A 19,249-nucleotide genomic window follows, 5' to 3' on the forward strand; every position below is an offset into this window, starting at 1 on the left:
ACGATTTTGGGCTCAAAGGAAGCGTCCCGGTCCTGGGGAACCTGGATCTCCATGCTGCCATAACGGCTGTTCACCTGTTTGGATTTGTAGCCATTTCGAGAATCCGGGTTATCCGAACGTTGGGATTTTTCATAGCCCAGATGTTCGTCCATCTCGGACTCCATCATTTCCTTGATCGTTCCTCCAAGCAAATCCTTGAGGGCATCCTGGATATCCAAGGCAGACTCAATGTCATACTCTTCGAGGAGCATTCGGATGATGTTGCGTTTACCATCGGTCATCTCGACCTTGTGAACGGGTTTCTTTGGTTTTGCCATAATAAAAGGCCTCCTATGGGATTAGTTTATTCTACCACAGGAAACCTTGGTTTGGGAATTTACAGAAAGAGTTTCACAGACCCGCTAGACTCCCTGAGGGCTCCGAAAGAAGGCTAGCTTTTTGTCCGCACCCCCCTCCCGTTTTTAAAGTTACTCTGAAATTTAAGGTTGTATCCTGCGGTGCTGTTAACCAAATCTTAGCTCCTCACAGCACCACACAAAATAGAGCAAGCCATGTCAATTCTCTACCTCGCCCTCCACGCCGACCACAGCGGCTCCGTCCCTATCATCTACCCCGGCAGAACCAGTGGTCGCGCCCTGGCAGATGCCGTCGAGTTCCGCTTCGGCCTAGCCCCCGGGCCATCATCAGGGATGACGACATGGAAGTCCGGGATACCGCCATGCCCGCCTGCATCTTCGAAACCGGCAGCATCCGGGCCAACATCGCCTACCTCACCACCCCCGCCCCCTACGGCGCCATCATCGCCCAGGGGTCCGCGCCTACTTCAGCATGGAATCTGGCCTCATCCAAAACCCCACGGTCATCCATGCACCATTGATAGCATCCCCGAACCCGACCCCCGCAGTGCCGCCTAAGCTTTTCAGAGTGCCTGTGGACTGGAGACTGATGGCATTGTCGGAGTGCTGACCTTCCATGTACTGATGGGCTGATTCATACGGGCCCAATAAAAATAATCTTTCGCCAAAAACCACCGCCCTGAATTCAGGGCGGTGGTTTAATTTAAGAATGGTGCAGTATTCTATTAAAAACTAAAATTAACGAGGTGCTATGTATCCTACTGTTAAACTCTTCAGTTCTCTGATTCGGAATTTTGTGTTACCCAATCCATTTGAACAACTCCCCATGACCTATAACAGTCTTCCTATGTCTATTTTTGCGTTGTTTCAACCCTCTATACTTTTCTCTCTTGCTGTTATTCCCATTCATAAATTATCCTACTTTATGACGAGACTCTATTATCATCGTCCTTATGATTCAAAAGCTAAAGGGAGTATTCTGTATCTTTTCTTCTTCGTTGTCTATTCCGCTCTTCTATACATAATGGCAAAGTTTAGTTTTAGTCCAACAGTTATTTTTCTGTCAATTATCAGTTACGCCTGCTTTCATATTGGCGTTATCTTGTTGATCAATTGGAGCAATCTACATTCTTTTTTTTAGTCATCTGCGTTCACTATCCATTGGTGGACTTCACTTATTAATTCAAACGACATCTTAGGAACACTATAACTACTTGTTCTAACTAATTTGTTTTTTTCTTTACTTAATGTTTCTATCCATTTTGTTTTCGCTTCTTTTCCTCCTGCAACTTGTTTATCTTCAGGGCGAGTAATGATATCATCAAAGATTTCACTCCAATTGCTTCCATATATCACAATACTTTTAAAATCCAGTAGATCAACATAATCCCAAGCAGTTACAAATTCGACATCCTCTTCATCCTTGGAGACATTTTCATAATTTCTATCATTTGCCTCTCCTTCTGCCTTTTTATATACCGTTTTTGGCAAACCTTTTATTTCCCAATTTTCTCCATAATACTGTTGAAGTCCTATTTCAATCTTTTCTTTTAATTTCGACTCAATATCGTTCAAATACTGTCTTGCTTCATTGTTATATTGTTGTGTTTCGTTTTCTAAATATTCCGATAGACCTTCTGGTTGAAAATCTTCATATTTATTCGCAATTATTCTCTGAAACTCTCTCCAAAATTTAGTATCCGCACCTCCACCTAAAAAGCTTTTCAGTTCTTTCCTTTTATTAATATCAACACCTTTTAGAAAATCGACTAACGCTTTAAGATAGTATTGTACCTCAGAAAAAATGTGTTCTTCTTTATCCTGTAATGGGTTAATTTTCGACTGTTTTATAAGGTGATTAATAATATCATTAATCACCCTAATAACCGCTTGTATTCCTCGGTTTATTGTTAGGATACCATTTTCCCCCAACATCCACTCTTCTTCTGCTTCCGATTTAACATACGCTAGACATTGTTCCAGAAACGGATAAAAGGAATCACAAGTACTTTGATTTTCACCAAAATCAAAAGTACCATTCATTTGGATCGTATTGTTTTTTGAAAAGACTGAAAAAAATTGACATTTTTTTAATGCAACTTGGATTGCTTCTATTGTAATACACTTTGTTGCATTTTTCTCATCCTCCCCAATTACAATTCGTCCATGTAATGGTGATGTCGCTTCTTCTCCACACATTTGTGCAATCTTTGATCGAAGGGCCTCTCTCTTTTCATTTCCATTCTTCGAATCCCATAGCATATCACTATTTAGAGTTACCCTCAGTGTTTTTGAAACTGCCTTTTGATTTTCATTAATATCCATGAATATTTTTAATTGTTCATTTCTATCTAAGTTGATGAAAGCTACAACTGGTATTGAGTTTTTCTCTGCAAACGGAGTATCCGAGTAACCATAAAGTCGATGTTGACCGTCAATAATATAAATTGAATGATATTTCTTTGGTAAATGTAATACACCTATCTTAGATAAAGAATTTTCGACTTTCATTGCGGCTAAATCAAATTGTACTTTCTTATCTGATTCTATACTTACAATGAGCGAATTCGGAAAATACCCGCCATTATTAATAAAATTCTGAACTTCTTTTAATCGCTTCTTTTTTATAATCCTTTGATATGTTGGCATCATATTTTTGTTTGCTTCACTTCGATGCAACACATAACCTAATTTTAATAATTTTTCTGGCTCAATTGAAAAAGCATAATAAGTATATCCACCCATCTTTCCTTCAATAGCTGGAATTCGCGTATCCATATTTTTAATTTCTTGATTTGCAAATAAATTTCCAAGGAGTTGATACCGAGCACAGGTCCCTAAATGTTTGACCAACTCTTCGTAGTATTGGATCATTGATCGATTAAAATTGACAATTCCCCACTCCTCTAATCTTTTCAAATCAGCTCTATTTAAAATATAATTATCTGTTGCCCAAATAAATCTTACTTTTCTATTTGGATATTGCTTAAGTGCTTCTTTTCGTAAACCAGACATCTGTCCATGTAATGCTTCTATTTCTTTTTTAAAATTACCATCTTTTAGTGAATCGGCTGCTTTACACTCAATAATTAGTATTGTTTCCTGATCAACGGCAAATACATCTATTTGTTGTGTTAAATCTGCATTATGAAAATCATAAGACATTTTAAACTGTCGATCTTTATTAAGAGATTCAAAACCCATCTGGGCAAAAAGAAACCAAACCTTATCTTCAAATAGTTCATCAAATAGCTTCTTTTTTTTAACTTTAACGAATCTATCATCCGCATATTTCCGGACAAATTCCCAACCCTCACCCTCCAATTCTTCTTGACAGACTTTTCTCACCTTTTGTTCAATGTAGAGGTTTTTTCGTAACCGTTTAGACTGCTTTAATTCTTTATCCGTAACAATATTGTCCCAATTCGTCATTTCTTACCCCCATTATCGTCACTCAAGATTTGCAGATACAATGAGTTCTTGATAATTTTTTCTCCCTTTTGTATTACTAGAAACTTTACAAAACCGTTCAACTGTACTAAGCTCAAAACCACCCTGTTTTAGATATAGTTCGCGAACAGCAGGATGATCAACATTAGTCATTAAGATTTTGACTCCTTTTTTACGTGCTTTTCCAAGCGAAATCGACAATCGCACTTGATCTTCCCAAGTAAACAAATCTGCAGTATAGCTAACAAAACGCCCATTCTCGTTCATTACGGCATAAGGTGGATCGCAAAACAAAAAATCATTCTTATCCGCTTCTTCAATTGTTGTTTGAAAATCTTGCGCTTTGATAGATGCATTTTTTAATAGATTCGCCGTATTAATTAGTTCTTTTTTCTCAAAAAATATTTTGCGATTAGACCCTATTGGGACATTAAAATATCCACTTTTATTTACTCGATAAATACCATTAAAGCATGCTTTATTGAGGTAAATCATACGAGCAGCAGTCGTGTAATTCTTTCTAGTTTTTGTTTCCCGTATTTTATAATAATAATCCTTACTGTGCTTTTTGGAATGAATATCTAAATACCGACAGACATCATCCACCTCATTTTTTATTGAACAATATGTTGTAATCAATTCTTGATTGATATCACTTAATAGAGCTTCATCTGGTTTCAAATAGAAAAAAACCGCACCACTTCCAAGAAATGGCTCAATATATTTATTATAGTTTTTTGGAAATATATCACTTTGTGCTAAAGCAAACCAAGTTTTACCCCCGGCCCATTTCAAAAAAGTACCTTTCATTTCTTATCCAATTACACTTTCCTTAGTTTTGTTTTATTATACCCATAAAATTAATTGCTTTCAATATATATCTCCACGGGAGGTATTATTCTTAACTAAATGCACATCCAACGTCAGCCCTTCCCTCAGCCCATTGGGATATACCCACAGCCGTTCATTTCTCAGGAAGGTGGGCTTCGCCGCATGGACAATCCGATGATGGTTCGGGCAAAGGATCATCTGGTTACTGGCGTTATTATTGAGACTCTTCACAAAATAGTCAATGTGGTGGGCCTCTGCAACCTTCACGCCATAGGCTTCGCCACAATGCGCCCCACAGATCTGGCATCGGTAGCCATACAACACCTTAAGATCCTGACCAATGGCCGCATTGAGGTGGCGATACTTCCGAACACCCACCTTTTCGACGATTCCGGTACTGCCATCCTCCTTCGACAGGGCTTGCCATTCTTCCTCCAGGCGATGCTCATCCAAGTGTGCCGAATACTCAGACACCTCCCGCTGATCCTGTGGGGTGATTGCCTCCACCCAAAACACCCCTGGCTGACTGGTCCCGTAGAGCACCAAATAGGCCTTCTGGTCATCGGGCAATTGGATTAAGCGGCGATTCCCGGCCGCGCGCTGCGCCCGAAGGGCTTTCAAATAGCTAAAGTTCTCCCGAAACACCTGCTGTAATGCCCTGGCAAAGCTCGAATTGCTGCCATATCGCAGCTGAAGAATATCCTTGTGGGTGGGATAATCCACCTCGGAAAACGCCTGGTTCTTAAGCGTCACCCGATGGTCCATCCCCTCAAAGATGATGGTGATTTCCTGGGAATCGCCCCGGTGAAGCTGTCCATGGATGCCCTGCATGAAGGCCATCTGATAATCCAGGGTAATGGGACAGCCCTGGGTCAGTAGCGACCAATTGATTTCTTTTTTTAAAAAAAAACCATTATCCCACATCCTCACTCCTCCTTCCGCGTAAACCGGCACCCCGGATAGCCGTTGCAGACATTTCCAAAACCCACTGGGGCTTATCATACTCCCGGACCCGGGCAACAATCTGGTTTTTAAAATAGGTCTGAATATCCGAAGCCCAGAGGATCCCTGGGGCCACGGTCTTGACGCTGCCATCCCCAACGGGTTACATTCCCCTACAATTGAAAATGCCGGAGTCCACCCCGCTAAAGGTTTTCCCCGGCACAATCTGCCGTCTTCGCTATTTTAAACTTTTTTCCTGAAATACCGGCTATAGTTCTTACAGAATCGATCCTGCCCTAAAAGGGCTGTGGTGACTAAAAGGGCCTCCTGCATGTCCGCATCCGTGGGGTCCATCACCGCAGAATCCATGCCCGCCGCCATGGCCAGGGCAAAAAAGGTGCGGTTGATCATCTTCCGCTTCGGAAGCCCAAAGGAGATATTACTCAGACCGGAAGTGATATGAATGGTGGGGTAACAGCGCCGAATGCCGGCAATGTCCCTTTCAAAATTCAATAAGGACTGTCCCTCGGTGGCCAAGGCCAGTACACAGGGATCGATATGGATCCGCTCAGGTTTGACGCCATAGGCCGCCGCGGCCTCAACCAAGGACTGGGTAATGGCGATTTTAGTCTCGGTATCCTTGGGGATCCCATGGTCATCGCTGCAGGTAAGGCCGATAACCTGCCAGTCATTATCCTGTAAAAGGGGGAGTAATACGGCACATTTTTCCCCCTCTCCGGAAATGGAGTTGATGATTCCCGGACCCTTGACCAAGGGAAAAACCGATTCAATACAGCGGGGGCTGGGGGAGTCGATACATAGGGGTATATCGACAGTATCCTGAACCACCCGAATCAGCCACCTCAAATCCTCGGTTTCCCGGTCCGGCTCTGTCCCGGCACAAAGGTCAAGATAATGGGCGCCGGCATCGGCCTGGGCCTTGGCCCGGGCGATGATGAAGTCGGCGTCCCGTTCCAGAATCGCCTTCTGGACAACAGGGATCGCCCCATTGAGCTTTTCGCCAATAATAATCATGGGCTAACCCTGACACAGGGCAATGGCAATTTCTGCCGCACTGCCGGCATCTTTAGCGTAGGCATCGCAGCCTGTTTTATCACAAAATTCCTGGGTGATGGGTGCTCCGCCAATGAGGATTTTAACCTTGTCCCGAATACCCGCATCCTCAAAAGCCCTGACCACCTTGGGGGTTTCCGGCATGGTGGTGGTGAGGAGGATGGAGCAGGCGCAGATATCGGCCTGGTGTTCCATAACGGCCTCCACAAACCGGGCTTCTGGTACGTCCACCCCAATATCGATCACATGGAGTCCCCGGGCTTCCATCATCATCCGCACTAAATTCTTTCCGATATCGTGCATATCCCCCTTGACGCTGCCCAACACCACGGTGCCCCGGTCGGCCGCATCCCCTTCCTTCAGTAAGGGCTTTAGGACCTCTGCCCCGGCGGACATGGCCTCGCAGCAACAGAGGACCTCTGGGATAAAGAGGATTTCCTCCTTGAATTCCTGTCCCACGACAGCCATGCCTTCCATCATGGCGTCCAGTATTTCCTGGGGGCCGTACCCCGAATCCAGGGCTTCCTGCACTAAGGCTGGCATCCCCCGATCATCCCCTTCATAAAGGGTATCTGCAATTTTTTTTAAGATTTCCATGGTTTCTCCGATTTCTTTATTCTTCCAAGGCCAGCTTAACCAGACGTTCGTACACACCCGCATCCGCTAGAGCACGGTATGCATCCTTGTACACGGTAAAGTAGCGGTTGTAACGGTCATGAATGGCCATATCCGGTTCATAGCTCCCGGCGATCTGCACCATTTGATCCACGGCTGCCTCCACGCTATCGTAAAGGCCTGCCCCTACGGCTGCCAGGATGGCGGCTCCCAGGGAAGTGGCTTCCTCGATGGCGGGAATGAGTACCGGCTTGCCGTAAATATCGGCTTGAATCTGATTCCACACCGCCGATTTGGATGCGCCGCCGCTGATGATGATTGTATCGATTTCCACGCCGTTGGCGGCCATTTGCTCGACGATTTCCCGGGTTTCAAAGGTTACCCCTTCCATAATGGCCCGGGCTAATGTCGGGCGTTGATGCCCTAGGGTTAATCCGATAAAAGTTCCTCTGGCAAAGGGGTCCCAGTTCGGCGCTGCGGAACTGGCAAAATAGGGAATGCAGATGAGTCCGTCAGCCCCTGGTTTGATGTCGGCCACCTGTTCGTTAATGTAGTCGTAGGGGTCGATGCCGGTTTCTTCGGAAAGCTCCATTTCAGGGATGGCAAATTCATTGCGATACCATTTAAGTGAGCTGCCGGCGGCATTCTGCAGCCCTTCTGTTTCCCATTTGCCCGCTACCCCATGGGCGGAGCAGGGCAGGCGCATGCTGTCATCATAATAGGGCCCATCCATATAAGCCAGGGTAACGGCTGCCGTTCCCACGGTGACCTCCACAATGCCTTTTTTAATGGCGCCTGTCCCAATGCCGGCGCATTGCTGGTCGCCGCCGCCGGATACCAGCTTGGTCCCCGGGGCAAACCCGGTCAGGGAAGCGGCCTTCTGGGAGACTTCCCCCACCACCTGTCCCGATGGGACTAATTCCGGCAGCTTATCACCGTCGATGCCCAGGGTGTCTAACAGCTCCTGATCCCAGGTAAATTTTTTAATATCCATAAGCCCGTAAAGGGAGCCGTTGGACCAGTCTTCATAATAGCCTTCCGCCCCCAGCTTGTGGAGGATGCGCTCCTGATCCTGGGCAAATTTGTAGGTTTTTTCATAGATTTCGGGCTGATGTTTCTTAATCCACATGATTTTACTGCCGGTCCAGGTTGTCCCATTGGGCAGGCCGGTGATTTCGTAATAACGCTCGATACCGACCTTTTCGGCGATTTCGTCGCACTCCTCAAAGGAGCGGCTGTCCTGCCAGGAAATGGCGGTGCGCAGGGCCATCCCATCCCGATCCACCGGGGTAAAGGTACAGCGCTGGCTGGATAAGCCGATGGCTACAATGGCTGCCGGATCCAGGCCTGACTTTGCAATGGCATCGTTAGAGGCCTCACAGGTCATGGCCCAGGTCATTTCCCCATCCTGTTCCACCCATCCGGATTGGGGGAAGGTGCAGGGGTATTCCCGGTAAGCACTGCTAAGTTTATTCCCTTCTGCATCAAAGATAATGACCTTGACACCCGTCGTTCCAATATCGATTCCTGCAACATAATTTTTGTTCATCATAATTCCTCTCTCTTTATCTCTTTTAGAATAATATGACCGTTTCTGTTTTTATGCTTCGTCGATGCTGATGGGATAATTGCCGTATTTTTTGACGCAGTCCACCATATGGATGAGGTTTTTGGCACTGACGTCCCCCTGGACATTGTGGGCCGGCGCCAGCAGGAATCCCCCCCCAGGGGCCAGCGCTTTAATGGCATCCTTCACCTCTGCGGTGATGTCTTCCTTGGTTCCGAAGGGCAGGACATCCTGGATATCGATATTGCCGTGGAAGCAGATATCCTCTCCGAATTCTTCCTTAAGCTCATAGCGATTCATATTCTTGGCGGCGGGCTGGACGGGATCTAAAATATCGATGCCGCATTCGATGAGATCCCCAATGAAGGCCCGAACCGAGCCGCAGCTGTGGAGCATGACCTTCCCCTTGGGATTCTGAGCCAGCAGACTGGCCTTGGCATCCTCCCAGAGCTCCTTAAGATGAGACTTGACCACCTTTCTAAAGGTACGTGGGGAGATGAGGGGCCGATCCTGCATCCCCAGGTCCTCGCCGCTTAAACGCAGGATATCCACCTCTGCCCCAACAGCTTCCAGACAGCACCGATCGATGCGCTTTTGAATCTGACAGACTTTATCCAGAAGAGCATGGGCAAATTCCTGATTATTAATGAGATCCTTATACCATTGCTCGTGGCCCCGCATATAGGTCGCCACCTCAAAAACAGCACCGGCAAATTTAGCCAGAATGGCTAAATCCGTCTTTTCCCGGACCTCGGCAATTTCTTCCTTCAGCCCCTCGTAGCGTACGGGGTCTTCAGGGTCGGGCCAGGCGTAGGTTTCTAAATCTTCAATGGTGGCATTTGCCAGAGGCGGGTCTTGAAGCTCAAAGTAAAAATGCCCCCCGTCTATCATGGTTTTCTTCCAGTAGCAGCCCCATTCATCCACAAAGCTGCCATCGGGCAGGCTTTTGCTGTGAACGGATTTAGCCGAATGGGGGGAGATGTAGTACATATCCAGCCCCAGCTTTTCAATCATTTCAATGGGCATTTGAACATCTGTCCAGTGGCCCATCCGCGGTGTATCCGGTAAATGGGAAAGCCCCAATGCCTTCTTCATATCCCGGTACACATCGATGGTCAGCACCATATCCACAGGGACCCGATCGGGCTCCTGGTGGTTGACCGCTTTGATCACACGCTCTCTTGAATTCATGTTCTCCTCTTTTTCTACAGACTCCACAGTTTTCGGTTACTGCACACAATATTATGTGCACCGGCTTCCTGAAGAACCTTAATATCCTTTTCCCGGGAAACCAGCCCACTGCTGATCACCGGCTGTTTAAATTCCAGATTTACCTTTCTGACAATCCGCGGGACAATGCCCGGTGTCAATTCCACAAAATCTGGCTGGGATTGCTTTAGCATATGCATGCCGCTTTCCAATGCTTGAAAATCCATTAGAAAAATGCGATGGCAGGTCATGAGATTCTCATGCTTTGCCAGCTTTAAAAGATGGGCTTTGGTCGACTGAATCCCATCGATGCCAAATTCCTCTTTGGCAAAATGAATCCCGCTGCCATCCTTCCCGATTCCCTCCACCAAATCCATATGGAAAAAAATCAATCGATTGGATGCCTTTACCCTTGCAATCTCATCCCGCACTTTAAACACATCACCCCCCACCATGAAAACCACCGCCACCTTGGATTCCAGTGCACAGTGGAAATCCTCGGGTGTTCTGACGGCGGCAATAACTGGATACTGTTCAAACTTTGCTTGCGCGCTTTGGGTAATCATTGGTACCCCCCTCTATTTTTTAATAAAACAAGCCATTCCGGAAAAGAGTACGAAAAAAAGCCATAAAAACAAAAACTGCTTCTGTTTTTATGGCTTCTCGGTATCTCTAGCCGTTTTATTAATTTAACTGTATTATACAACCCTATTTTGTGTTTGTCAATCCTTTCCATTTTTTCTTTTCTTACAAATATCAACCTTTTGGTTGATGGACTGCTCCCCCAAAGCATGATATAATAATTTTTAATCACTTTATGGAGGTAATCCTATGTCAAATCGACTGCAAGAACTTGGAGCGCGGATGGGTGAAGGCTTTCAGGCCTTTAAAGAATCCGTGGAGGCCAAGCTGTCTGCCGAAAATGCCATGACCCCAGAGCAGCGGATGAAGAACGCCGAAGCGGAACTGGCCGGCTGCCGCGCCGCCGAAGGGGCTGCCATGCGGGCTTTAGCCGCCTGTCAGGACGAAGCAGAAAAATACAGGCGTTACGCCAAAGAGGCTGAAGAAGCCGGGGAAAACAGCACGGTAAGACGCTACGAAACGGCCCTGGCCGATGTGGCGGCCAAGCTGCCCCAACTGGAGGCGGGTTATAAAGCCGCCGTGGTGAAGCGTGAAACCTGTGCAGAAATCATTGCCGGGTTGGGCATTGAGACCCAGCAGAACGAGGTGTAGCATGGCTGAAGCAATTAAAACGGAAAGCTTTGTATGCCCCTCCTGCGGCGGCCACATGAAATGGAATATTAAAAAGCAAGCCTTTGAATGTGAATCCTGCCGCACCCCCGGTGAAGCAGACCTCTCAGGGGAAGGCATTATCGATCATCCCCTGGATGAGTACGCCGCCCGGGATGCCGGAGGCGATGCCTACCCCGACGAAACCTATGCCATCTGCCGAAACTGCGGCTCTGAAATCGCCTTTTCTAAAAACGAAACTGCCACGGTCTGTCCCATGTGCGGCTCCCCCCAAGTGGATGCCCAGAAACAGATGGCCGGAGTCCCCCCGGACGGTCTCGTGCCCTTTAAGGTGGACAAGTCCGATGCCCAGGATGCCTTTAAAAAATGGGTGAAGAGCCGGTGGTTTGCTCCCAATAAGCTTAAGGAATCCTATCAGCAGGGTAAGCTTTCCGGGGTTTATCTCCCCTTCTGGACCTACGACAGCCATACCGAAGCCCATTACTGGGGTGAAGGCGGCACCTACTACGAAGAAGAGGATGATGAAGGCAATACCACCACCCATACCGATTGGACCCCGGTTTCTGGCTACGTATCCGCAGATTTTAACGATATCCCGGTGTGCGATGGCTCCGAACGCACCCAGGACGTGGTGGAGGGTATCCTGCCCTACAGCACCGAAGCCGGTGCCTCGGTGTACAATCCTGCCTTTTTAGCCGGAGTCGGTGCCGAACATTACGACAAAGGCGCTGCCAACTGCTTCCCCCAGGCTGAAGAACAAATGGAACGTACCATCCGCAGCCTGGCCGAGGACGATATCACTCACCGCAAGGGCTACGATACCGCCTCAGTCAACCGGGTGGAGATGGAACACCACAATCTGTCCTATAAGCACCTGCTGCTGCCCGCCTGGGTATCGGCCTTTGCCTATGGCGGCAAGGAATACACCTATATGATCAACGGTGAAACGGGACAGGTCAGCGGCAAACGCCCCTACAGCGTGCCTAAAATCGTAGCAGCCGTCATCGCCGGTCTTTTAGCCCTCTTCCTCATCTACAATATCTTTATAAAAGATGCGGATGCTAAGGAATACGTCTATCCCCAAACCTCGGTATCCATTGTAGAAACCCAGGCACAGACCGCCACATCTTCTGCCTTCAGCGGTGATAGCGGTCTTCTGATGACCACCGATTTCCCGGCTGCTTGATATAATTGATGATTCATACAATTTTACACTAAAGGAGACTTACACTATGGCTTGGTTTGGACAAGGTAAAGACACCATCGAATGGGAAGAATTCCGGGATGATGTGTTATTTTATAAATGGCCTAAAAAAGAAGTTAAAAAAGGGGCAAAGCTCATTATCCGCACGGGACAAAAGGCAATCTTCTACGCCAATGGTGCCGTGGAAGGGGTCTTTGAAACCCCAGGCACCTACGATATCGCCTCGGAAATCGTGCCCTTCCTCTCCACCCTCAAGGGCATTATGGACCTTCGGGGGGATTCGGGCATGCGGGCGGAGGTGTACTTCGTCAACAGCAAGGAGCTGCTCCTGCCCTGGGGCACCCGTCAGCGCATCATGATCCCCACCCCAGAGGTGCCAGCAGGCATCCCCGTGGGCTGTAACGGAAACCTCATCATCACCTTCCGGGATTACAACATCTTCATCGAAAAGGTAGCAGGGATTAAAGATACCTACGCCCTGGAGGATGTCTCAGAGCGGATTCTTGGAGAATTGAACCCCATTGTGGCGGAAGCCATCCTCGGGGGCCAGGGCTGTATTGGCGTCAATGCCCTCCTGGGCCTGCAGATGAACAGCCGAAAACTCAGCAAAACCATTGGGGAAGAGCTGGACAAAGAACTCTTCGATATCGGCCTGGGGGTGGCAGATTTCACCATCCAGAACTTCAATTACCCCGAAGAAGTTCAGCGCATGGCCGAAAAAGTGGCTGGCCAGGCCTTTTTGGGGGATACCAATAAATACGCCACCATCGCCATGGCCGACGGCATGGAAGCCGGCGGTGACAACATGGGGGCCATGGGCGCCCAGATGGCCATGGGCATGCAGATGGCCCAGCAAATGGCCGGGTCCATGGCCCAGCCCCAGCAACCGGCAGCGCCCCAACAGGCGGCCCCGGCCGCCGCACCCGCCGGGGACCGCTTCTGCCCCAACTGCCGGAAGATGGTAGCGGGCAAATTCTGCCCGGACTGCGGCACGGAAACGGTGTAGATCCGCCGTTTATTAATAAAATTATTATGGTTTATCACTAAAAGAGGGAGGGCCTGATTCAGGCCCCCCTCTTTTTATAATCCCACATCCACCTAAACGGATAAACCCTGCACCTCGAAATGACCGCAGCCTTTTTGATACGCCAGGGCATTGCACAGGAGAAACACCACGGCCCCCAGGACAACGACGATGCCCTTGGGCAGAAGATTCTGGGGATCTGGCGTGTCCAGCACATCCCGGACATAGGGGGTAACGAAGGCCATCCGTCCCCGGACCCCAAGCAGTGCTCCCTTTGGTCGCACCAGCTAACAGAAGTGTGCACTCGTTCCGCTTCGCTTCACTCGTTCACGGCTGCGCCGTGTAAATAACGGGAACACAAAGCCCATGGAAAAGCGAGCTTTCCCATGGGCTTTGTGTTCCCGTTATTTACACTTCTGTTAGCTTACGCGTAAAAATAGGGCCAGGGGTGCGGCCCCCTGGCCGAATCAAAGAGATGGTCTTTACCCTTCGGTAAAGAAAGAGGATTTAATGACACCTGCTAAAAAGCAGCAGATGCAAAAAGATTTTAATTAAATAGGAATGACCAGTTCTTTGAATTCACAAAAAATCCCCCTCCAGATTGGAGAGGGTTTAAGGCGACACGCTTGTGCTTTCTTAAACGCTCTAAATCGGAGCATTGTAAGAACCAATCACTGTGCCGGTCTTCTGGCTTAGCAATATCATCCGGATTCCCTTCCCATCATGCGACAGTGGTATTGAATCAGGCATTTTGCATTACAGCTGCGATTACAGCGGAGGAATCTCACCTCACTTCCAAAACACAGGATCATTCGTATTTAACTGATTTCAGTATAATGCATTGGGTTCTAAAAGTCAAGGGACCTTAGGATCATTTTATGATGCTTAGGATTCCAGGGCCGTAACGGCTGCGGTCATCACCCCAGCGATATCCTCATGGATAATCAGATCCGCCCGATTATCCGCAGAGGTCGTGCTCTTATTAATCAACACAAGATGTTTCCCTCTAAAATAATCAATGAGTCCCGCCGCGGGATACACCACCAAAGAGGTCCCCCCGATAATCAGCGTGTCCGCCTTGGAAATCGCCCGAATCGCCCCATCAATCACCTGGTTATCCAGACCTTCCTCGTAAAGAACCACATCCGGCTTAACCACACCGCCACAATGCGCACATCGGGGAATGCCTTCGGCAGATAGAATGAAGGTCTCATCGTAAAAGGCATGGCACTGGGTACAGTAGTTGCGCAGCACCGACCCATGAAGTTCGTAAACCACCTGGCTTCCCGCCTTTTGGTGAAGGCCATCGATATTCTGGGTAATGACGGCCTTTAATTTCCCCATGGCCTCTAACTTGGCCAGGGCTAAGTGACAGCCATTGGGCTTGGCGTCTGGATACACCAGCTTATCCTTATAAAAGGCATAAAAATCTTCAGGGTATCGTTCAAAATATGTATGAGATACCAACTGTTCCGGTGTGAAATGGCGATTGAGTCGCTCATTAAAGAGACCGTCTGAACTTCTGAAATCAGGAATCCCAGAAGCCGTCGATACACCTGCCCCACCAAAAAATACAATATGATTACTTTCCTTTAAAATCGATGTTAACGCCTCACGACTCATATAATCCTCCCCAAACCCGTTCTTTTTATTTATTTCGAACTATCTTTTGATTCTATTCGATTTTTCTTAAGGTTTTGTTAAATTTTATGGCTGACACTGCTTCCATTCCCCCATATTTCTTGATATAATTCTAAAGAGTAAAAGTAGACCGTTTATACGGCAATTTGGGGATTGATAAAGGGAGTGTATGACATGAACGCAAAAATGATGCTCATCGTAGACGATATGGATGTCAACCGACAAATTCTTTCCGAATATTTTTCGAAAGAATTTATCATCGTCTCTGCCATCGATGGGGAAGACGCCATTGAAAAAATTGAGCAGTACGCCCATCATATCACCATTATCCTACTGGATATCATCATGCCCAACATGGATGGAATTGAGGTTCTAAAATGGATGCAGGCCTCTCCCTACAAATCCATCCCCATTATCGCCATTACGGCAGAGCCTGGCTATCAATTAGAAGCCTTGGAAAACGGTGCCTGGGACTTTATTGGTAAACCTTTAGATAACCGGATCATTAAGGCTCGCATTCATAATGTCCTCGGACGCTATGCCCTGGAGGATGAACGACAACGTAACGCCCAACTCATACAAGCAAAACGTGAAGCCGATCATCTGATCAATAGTCTCCCCCGGGGGTATTGCCATTTACCGATTAGTTGGCAACTGCCTAAAAACCCAATATTTCTCAGACGGCGTTGCTAAACTGACTGGTTATAGCCGAGGGGAATATGCTAAAATCATTGCCGATGATGCCACTGCCCTTCTTTATGATGCTGATAAACGCCGGCTTTTAAGCTCTGCTACCACCGCTCTTAAATCGGGACATTCCATTGATAAAATCTACCGATTCTATCATAAAAATGGGAGCCTTATCTGGGTACGGATGACTGCCATGTCCATTGGAGAGGAAGCGGGGTGTCCGATCATTCATGCCGTTTTCCAACGGCCAGCACGGATGACCGAACTGTATGATAATCTTGTTAATGACAGCCAAAACCTCATTTATGTCAGTGATATCTCCACCTATGAGCTGTTCTATATTAATCGAACAGGACTCAAATCCATTGGCAGAGAGCAGGATGATTACACCCAGCAAAAATGCTATACCTTTCTTTTTGGCCGCTCGACTCCCTGTGATTTTTGTAAAATCAGCCAAATGTCTACCGACTGTTTCTTAGAACGGGATTACGAATATACTGTTACGGGGCAGATTTTCACCATGCGCGGAAAGCTCATTGAGTGGAACGGCATTCCTGCCCATGTTGAATACATCGACGATGTCACCGCCGCCAGACGTTCAGAGCAGGAACGGTTAAAGTTATCCAAGCAACTTGAATTGATGATGGAAAATATCCCCGGGGGAATGTGTGCTTACCGCATTGATGGTACTGGCATTCATCCCGAGGTCCATAATCAGGCTTTTTTCGAACTCTTTGGTTATTCTCCAGAGCACCAGGCTGCGGTTATGAATCAAACCAACTACCTTGGCGTCCACCCTGAGGATCTGCCAGAACTCAAAGAACGTCTTGATGATACCATCGCCCAAAACGGGAAAATTAATCACACTTATCGTATTTTCAATGATATGGAAGGGCGTTATTTATGGGTCAACCTCAATGGCGTCGTTATTCCCCAAAAGGATGGAACGAAGCTATGCTATGCCAACTATACCAATGTGGACAAACTAAAAGAGGTTGAGCAGGCTCTGCTGGAGAACCAGCTTCGTTACAAAGTTGCGGTTAAAAGCTCTGGGATCAACATTTGGGAGTACGACATTCAGGAAGACTCCCTCTTTGTGATCTCCAACTCACCCCGGATTAAACAGAATTGTTTTCAGATTCCCCATTACACACAATCGACTTTGGAAAACGGCTTTGTCCGAGAGGACTCCATCCCTGCCTTTTTAAATCTCTTTGACCGCCTACGCCAAGGTGTCCCGGAAATCACAGCGGATATTTGGTACAAAACCACCGACAAAGCCGGTTTTTGGTGTGAGCGGGTCACCTATACCAGCACCTTTGATGCCAACGGCAAACCCATTAAATCCTTTGGTGCCGGCCGGGATGTGACCCGGGAAAAAGAAGCCGAAAAAAAATTCCAGGAAGAATTATCCTACCGCAAGGCCGCCCAAAGCGATAACCTCGTGACGATTATTCTGGATTTATCCGATGACCGTGTCCTGGAAATTAGCAGTATCTTCCAATGTGTTCGAGATTTAAGGGGCAGTACGGCATCTCACTATTTTGAAGAAACCGCCAAGCACATCACCGGACATCACCATTACCAACAATTCAAGGATTTATTTAATCGAAAAGCCCTCCTCCACAACTTTAACAGCGGAAATTATCTGATTTCGATGGAAGTAACCCGTACTTTTGATACGCCAAAGATCTTTTGGCTCAATTACAGCGCCCATCTGATGCAGAACCCAAGGACCAAGCATATCGTCGCCCAAATTTCGTCAATTGATATCACCCAGGAAAAAGTTATGCAAACGGTTATGCAGACGGTGGCCAAGAAAGACTATGATTTCCTGGTCGTGGTCGATAGTTCTGTGGATTCGGCCCAGGATTATGCGGTCAAATTAAAAGAACACCTCTATGATCCCACGGAATCCTACGAACGACAGCATCAACACTTTATCGACACCTATGTTTGCCCAGAAGATCAGGCCCGGGTCTCCCGCCTGTGTCAAACAAATGATGTTTGGTCTAAAATCAAAGGCGGCAATACCTACAAAATCAGCTTTGGACTCCTACTCCCCAATGGACACAAGCGGCGGAAACAACTTCAGTTCACAGCAATCGATCTCTTGCGAAAAACTTTTTTAATGTCCTGCATTGATGTCACGAATATTTACGAAGAACAGGAAGTTGCCAAAGCAAAGCTAAAGCACGCTTTAGAGCTTGCCGAGCACGCCAATCATGCCAAAACGGATTTTTTAAGCCGCATGAGCCACGATATCCGTACTCCTATGAACGCCGTTCTTACCTTGGCCTCCCTTGGACAAGAAAGCCAGGACTTGGCTGAAGTTCAGGATTATCTCGAAAAAATCGAGGCCTCTGGCCGTTATCTCCTGGCCATTATTAATGATGTCCTAGACCTGAGGAAGCTCGAAAACCACCCCATCGCAATGCACCCCGTGGCCGTCTATCTCCCGGATTTCATCCGAGAAACCATGGCCATCGTCCGTCCCACCACTTTGGAAAAACAGATTGATTTACAGCTCCAAATCGATGGAATTCAATGCCATTATCTTAAGCTTGATAGGACCGCAGTTCAGCAGGTCATCGTTAATTTGCTCTCCAATGCCATTAAATTTACACCAACTGGAGGATCGGTTAAACTCATTTTAAAGGGCATTTCCCGGGAAAAGGGGGTTTTTCGCAACCAGGTGACCATCGTTGATACCGGTATCGGAATTAATCCTGAGTTTCTTCCCAAGCTTTTTCTTCCCTTTGAGCAGGAAAACACCCAGGACGATGTTACCCGACAAGGAACAGGCCTGGGGCTTTCCATCGTCAAAAGCATCATCCATCAAATGGGGGGACGCATCTGGGTAGAAAGTACCCCGGGCCAAGGCAGTGCCTTTCATGTCGAATGGCAAATGCCCGAGGCTTCTGCCGAGGATTGCAGCCAGACTCCAACAGAAGACGCCAATATCTCCCTTGACATCCTCTCCGGAAGACATATTCTATTGGCTGAGGATCATCCCTTAAATGCGGAGATTGCCAAGCGACTGCTGTCTAAACGGGATATGGACGTGGCGATTGTCACCAATGGCAATGCGGCACTGGAGTACTTTGGCCGCTCTGCCCCCTACACTTTTGATGCCATTCTAATGGATATCCGAATGCCCCAGATGAATGGTTTAGATGCTGCCCGGGCGATTCGACACCTAGATCACCCCGATGCTAAAACCATTCCTATTATTGCCATGACGGCCAATGCCTTTGAAGAGGATATAGACGCCGCCATGGCCGCAGGGATGAACGCCCATTTGTCCAAACCCATCGATCGTCATAAGTTATATCAGACCCTGGCCAGGCTCATTGAGCAGTCTGGCTGGGACAAACAAAAACCACTGCCCTGAA

General features: G+C 47.4%; 18 protein-coding genes, 1 pseudogene and 1 riboswitch. Of the genes and pseudogenes, 7 read left to right on the forward strand and 12 right to left on the reverse strand.

From position 1 onward, the window contains the following. Positions 1-281 (reverse strand): transposase (locus tag BLW33_RS09575; RefSeq protein WP_479723643.1); only part of this gene is annotated, 281 nt, incomplete at its 3' end. Positions 282-697: 416 nt separating this feature from the next. On the opposite strand from BLW33_RS09575, the gene BLW33_RS09580 reads away from it, so the two are divergent. Next, positions 698-877, forward strand: coding sequence for a hypothetical protein (locus BLW33_RS09580; protein WP_090308124.1), 180 nt, complete (start codon positions 698-700; stop codon positions 875-877). A gap of 616 nt (positions 878-1,493) precedes the next feature. On the opposite strand, the gene BLW33_RS09590 is transcribed toward BLW33_RS09580, so the two are convergent. The 9 genes from BLW33_RS09590 to BLW33_RS09625 all read right to left on the reverse strand — a co-directional run bounded on the left by BLW33_RS09590 (position 1,494) and on the right by BLW33_RS09625 (position 10,610). Next, on the reverse strand, positions 1,494-3,788 hold the full coding sequence (locus tag BLW33_RS09590) for a DGQHR domain-containing protein (protein WP_090308129.1): 2,295 nt from the start codon (positions 3,786-3,788) through the stop codon (positions 1,494-1,496). Positions 3,789-3,806: 18 nt separating this feature from the next. Beyond that, positions 3,807-4,616 carry a DNA adenine methylase gene (locus tag BLW33_RS09595; RefSeq protein WP_090308131.1) on the reverse strand — a complete coding sequence of 270 codons (810 nt, stop codon included), beginning with the start codon at positions 4,614-4,616 and terminating at the stop codon, positions 3,807-3,809. Positions 4,617-4,676: 60 nt separating this feature from the next. Continuing rightward, positions 4,677-5,561, reverse strand: a complete 885-nt coding sequence (locus BLW33_RS09600; RefSeq protein WP_090308134.1) for an HNH endonuclease — start codon at positions 5,559-5,561, stop codon at positions 4,677-4,679. Next, positions 5,551-5,715: a hypothetical protein gene (locus BLW33_RS14145; protein ID WP_176966694.1), complete on the reverse strand. Its 165-nt coding sequence runs from the start codon at positions 5,713-5,715 to the stop codon at positions 5,551-5,553. Before BLW33_RS14145 ends, BLW33_RS09600 begins: the two co-directional genes overlap by 11 nt. A 107-nt stretch (positions 5,716-5,822) precedes the next feature. Further along, positions 5,823-6,614: a methyltetrahydrofolate cobalamin methyltransferase gene (locus BLW33_RS09605; protein WP_090308137.1), complete on the reverse strand. Its 792-nt coding sequence runs from the start codon at positions 6,612-6,614 to the stop codon at positions 5,823-5,825. Positions 6,615-6,617: 3 nt separating this feature from the next. After that, complete coding sequence (locus BLW33_RS09610; protein WP_090308139.1) at positions 6,618-7,250, reverse strand: cobalamin B12-binding domain-containing protein; 633 nt, start codon at positions 7,248-7,250, stop codon at positions 6,618-6,620. A gap of 16 nt (positions 7,251-7,266) precedes the next feature. Continuing rightward, positions 7,267-8,820 (reverse strand): FGGY-family carbohydrate kinase, encoded by a 1,554-nt coding sequence (locus BLW33_RS09615; RefSeq protein ID WP_242911646.1) that lies wholly within the window; start codon positions 8,818-8,820, stop codon positions 7,267-7,269. A 48-nt stretch (positions 8,821-8,868) separates the two neighbouring features. Next, positions 8,869-10,026, reverse strand: a complete 1,158-nt coding sequence (locus tag BLW33_RS09620; protein ID WP_090308142.1) for a uroporphyrinogen decarboxylase family protein — start codon at positions 10,024-10,026, stop codon at positions 8,869-8,871. Between the two features lie 14 nt (positions 10,027-10,040). Further along, positions 10,041-10,610: a glycerol-3-phosphate responsive antiterminator gene (locus BLW33_RS09625; RefSeq protein WP_090308145.1), complete on the reverse strand. Its 570-nt coding sequence runs from the start codon at positions 10,608-10,610 to the stop codon at positions 10,041-10,043. 265 nt (positions 10,611-10,875) lie between these two features. Between BLW33_RS09625 and BLW33_RS09630 the strand changes: the two genes are divergently transcribed. From BLW33_RS09630 to BLW33_RS09640, 3 genes are read left to right on the forward strand one after another with little or no spacing between them, the layout of a single operon-like run. Next, positions 10,876-11,277 carry a hypothetical protein gene (locus BLW33_RS09630; protein ID WP_090308147.1) on the forward strand — a complete coding sequence of 134 codons (402 nt, stop codon included), beginning with the start codon at positions 10,876-10,878 and terminating at the stop codon, positions 11,275-11,277. 1 nt (position 11,278) lies between these two features. After that, positions 11,279-12,481 carry a TFIIB-type zinc ribbon-containing protein gene (locus tag BLW33_RS09635; RefSeq protein ID WP_090308150.1) on the forward strand — a complete coding sequence of 401 codons (1,203 nt, stop codon included), beginning with the start codon at positions 11,279-11,281 and terminating at the stop codon, positions 12,479-12,481. 46 nt (positions 12,482-12,527) lie between these two features. Further along, on the forward strand, positions 12,528-13,505 hold the full coding sequence (locus BLW33_RS09640) for an SPFH domain-containing protein (RefSeq protein WP_090308153.1): 978 nt from the start codon (positions 12,528-12,530) through the stop codon (positions 13,503-13,505). Between the two features lie 92 nt (positions 13,506-13,597). On the opposite strand, the gene BLW33_RS14005 is transcribed toward BLW33_RS09640, so the two are convergent. Together BLW33_RS14005 and BLW33_RS09645 are read right to left on the reverse strand one after the other, a co-directional pair. Further along, a complete protein-coding gene (locus BLW33_RS14005; RefSeq protein WP_143032618.1) occupies positions 13,598-13,807 on the reverse strand; it encodes a hypothetical protein in 210 nt (69 codons plus the stop codon). Positions 13,808-14,183: 376 nt separating this feature from the next. Further along, a riboswitch (cobalamin riboswitch) is annotated at positions 14,184-14,344 on the reverse strand. 64 nt (positions 14,345-14,408) lie between these two features. Beyond that, on the reverse strand, positions 14,409-15,146 hold the full coding sequence (locus BLW33_RS09645; RefSeq protein ID WP_090308157.1) for an NAD-dependent protein deacylase: 738 nt from the start codon (positions 15,144-15,146) through the stop codon (positions 14,409-14,411). Between the two features lie 192 nt (positions 15,147-15,338). On the opposite strand from BLW33_RS09645, the gene BLW33_RS09650 reads away from it, so the two are divergent. The 3 genes and pseudogenes from BLW33_RS09650 to BLW33_RS14230 all read left to right on the forward strand — a co-directional run bounded on the left by BLW33_RS09650 (position 15,339) and on the right by BLW33_RS14230 (position 19,248). Further along, complete coding sequence (locus BLW33_RS09650) at positions 15,339-15,857, forward strand: response regulator (protein WP_090308160.1); 519 nt, start codon at positions 15,339-15,341, stop codon at positions 15,855-15,857. Positions 15,858-15,891: 34 nt separating this feature from the next. Then, positions 15,892-16,017 (forward strand): annotated as a pseudogene (locus BLW33_RS14590) (hypothetical protein); the annotation flags it as partial. 30 nt (positions 16,018-16,047) lie between these two features. After that, on the forward strand, positions 16,048-19,248 hold the full coding sequence (locus BLW33_RS14230; RefSeq protein ID WP_207647822.1) for a PAS domain-containing hybrid sensor histidine kinase/response regulator: 3,201 nt from the start codon (positions 16,048-16,050) through the stop codon (positions 19,246-19,248). Position 19,249 lies beyond the last annotated feature (1 nt).

The organism is Eubacterium aggregans (genome assembly GCF_900107815.1).
In the GTDB taxonomy this organism is placed as follows: Bacteria; Bacillota; Clostridia; order Eubacteriales; family Eubacteriaceae; genus Eubacterium_O; species Eubacterium_O aggregans.

What these genes read in the sequence shown, in the direction of transcription:
- BLW33_RS09580 (WP_090308124.1), top strand. Translation starts at nt 698, where the DNA reads ATGGAAGTCCGGGATACCGCCATGCCCGCCTGCATCTTCGAAACCGGC.
- BLW33_RS09590 (WP_090308129.1), bottom strand. Translation starts at nt 3,788, where the DNA reads ATGACGAATTGGGACAATATTGTTACGGATAAAGAATTAAAGCAGTCT.
- BLW33_RS09595 (WP_090308131.1), bottom strand. Translation starts at nt 4,616, where the DNA reads ATGAAAGGTACTTTTTTGAAATGGGCCGGGGGTAAAACTTGGTTTGCT.
- BLW33_RS09600 (WP_090308134.1), bottom strand. Translation starts at nt 5,561, where the DNA reads ATGTGGGATAATGGTTTTTTTTTAAAAAAAGAAATCAATTGGTCGCTA.
- BLW33_RS09605 (WP_090308137.1), bottom strand. Translation starts at nt 6,614, where the DNA reads ATGATTATTATTGGCGAAAAGCTCAATGGGGCGATCCCTGTTGTCCAG.
- BLW33_RS09610 (WP_090308139.1), bottom strand. Translation starts at nt 7,250, where the DNA reads ATGGAAATCTTAAAAAAAATTGCAGATACCCTTTATGAAGGGGATGAT.
- BLW33_RS09615 (WP_242911646.1), bottom strand. Translation starts at nt 8,820, where the DNA reads ATGATGAACAAAAATTATGTTGCAGGAATCGATATTGGAACGACGGGT.
- BLW33_RS09620 (WP_090308142.1), bottom strand. Translation starts at nt 10,026, where the DNA reads ATGAATTCAAGAGAGCGTGTGATCAAAGCGGTCAACCACCAGGAGCCC.
- BLW33_RS09625 (WP_090308145.1), bottom strand. Translation starts at nt 10,610, where the DNA reads ATGATTACCCAAAGCGCGCAAGCAAAGTTTGAACAGTATCCAGTTATT.
- BLW33_RS09630 (WP_090308147.1), top strand. Translation starts at nt 10,876, where the DNA reads ATGTCAAATCGACTGCAAGAACTTGGAGCGCGGATGGGTGAAGGCTTT.
- BLW33_RS09635 (WP_090308150.1), top strand. Translation starts at nt 11,279, where the DNA reads ATGGCTGAAGCAATTAAAACGGAAAGCTTTGTATGCCCCTCCTGCGGC.
- BLW33_RS09640 (WP_090308153.1), top strand. Translation starts at nt 12,528, where the DNA reads ATGGCTTGGTTTGGACAAGGTAAAGACACCATCGAATGGGAAGAATTC.
- BLW33_RS09645 (WP_090308157.1), bottom strand. Translation starts at nt 15,146, where the DNA reads ATGAGTCGTGAGGCGTTAACATCGATTTTAAAGGAAAGTAATCATATT.
- BLW33_RS09650 (WP_090308160.1), top strand. Translation starts at nt 15,339, where the DNA reads ATGAACGCAAAAATGATGCTCATCGTAGACGATATGGATGTCAACCGA.
- BLW33_RS14230 (WP_207647822.1), top strand. Translation starts at nt 16,048, where the DNA reads ATGTCCATTGGAGAGGAAGCGGGGTGTCCGATCATTCATGCCGTTTTC.